The sequence below is a fragment of the Microcoleus harperi Pol14_C6 genome, from assembly GCF_036701295.1.
GTDB lineage: Bacteria > Cyanobacteriota > Cyanobacteriia > Cyanobacteriales > Microcoleaceae > Microcoleus.
Window position 1 is genome coordinate 1 of the sequence record NZ_JAUBQN010000113.1, and the last position, 1,198, is coordinate 1,198.

Annotated in this window: 2 protein-coding genes; both read right to left on the minus strand. The window is 39.5% G+C overall.

Annotation, left to right across the window (positions count from 1 at the left end; genetic code table 11):
- Positions 1-724 (minus strand): IS4 family transposase (locus QUA27_RS27210; protein ID WP_333072157.1); only part of this gene is annotated, 724 nt, incomplete at its 3' end.
- A 3-nt stretch (positions 725-727) separates the two neighbouring features.
- A complete protein-coding gene (locus tag QUA27_RS27215; protein WP_333072158.1) occupies positions 728-1,090 on the minus strand; it encodes a hypothetical protein in 363 nt (120 codons plus the stop codon).
- Between the last annotated feature and the right edge of the window lie 108 nt (positions 1,091-1,198).

The following is a 1,198-nucleotide window of genomic DNA, read 5'->3' on the forward strand; positions in this document are numbered from 1 at the left end:
GGCGTTTAGAAGGAGTTAACTTCATTAACTGTTCCACCTCCGAAGAACATTGTTCTAGATAATTAACCCACTTTTCTCCATCTAATCCAACACCAAATGTACTCCGTCTGCGATATTTTTTCTTGGGTTCTTTGCGACGAGATACATATTTTTGTACCTGCTTTTTCTTGAGTTCATTGCCTTGAAATATTGCTGAGCTGTACGCAAGTGTCATGAGCAGAATCATGTTAATAAGTCTGTTCCCTTTGAGGCTTGTTCCTTCAAGAGCGTAGCCTCCTGTTTTACAGTCTCGGAACATTTCTTCAATGCCCATCCGCTGCTTATAAGCATTGAGCGCTGCTCGCAATGAGCCTAAGTCCGTGAGAATAAACCAGGCTTCTTTAACTTGATATTTCCCATAGTTCCTTTTCCACGCTAAAGCCAGCCCAAATCCGGTAGTAGGTCTAGTTTTCCTCACTCTTTTTCCTTGAACATACAAATAATTTCCGGGTATTATTCCTAATTCATCTAACCGTTGCCAAACTAAATGTTCTGTTTCGATACAAAGATTCTTTTTCAGTCTTAAGCAAAAAGACACACCCTTTTCCTTAAGCCAGTTTGCCAAATCAACAGAACAAAATTCACGGTCTCCTAAAACGATGACTTTATATTCTGAAAATAATGGTAAAACTTGCTGTAGATTGGTAGTCTGTGACTCGAAGTTACTGTTTCCTAATTTGGGCAACAGTCACCAGTATAATGGAATTGCTCTTCGCTCCCAGATCAGGCTAACCATAAACAGATTAATGCACCCCCATTGACTGCGGTCGATGGCAATTGATAAACGAGTACCAATGGGGCAATAAGTGGTCAACCAATAAGTAATTAATGGAAACCAAATTAATGAAATAGTTAAAATTGGTAAATCCAGAAATCTTTGTAGTTTTCTACGCCGACTTTCCGTTGTAATGGGGTAAGGAAATACCCGGGAGAGTCGTTCTAATCTCACTTGTTTTTCTGATTGCATCACAGATAACAAAGTTGTCATCACAAGAAACTGAGCTTTCGTCAGTTGTTTTTTTAAATGAGTCTGGTAAAATGTTGGTATCATTATTTTTTGGATAGGCAAGCGTGTAACAATTATGCTGCCTATCTTTTTTGAGCACACATTGGCTCAATCCTTACCAACTCTGGGTTTGAGCCTGTTTGTCACCCCCCC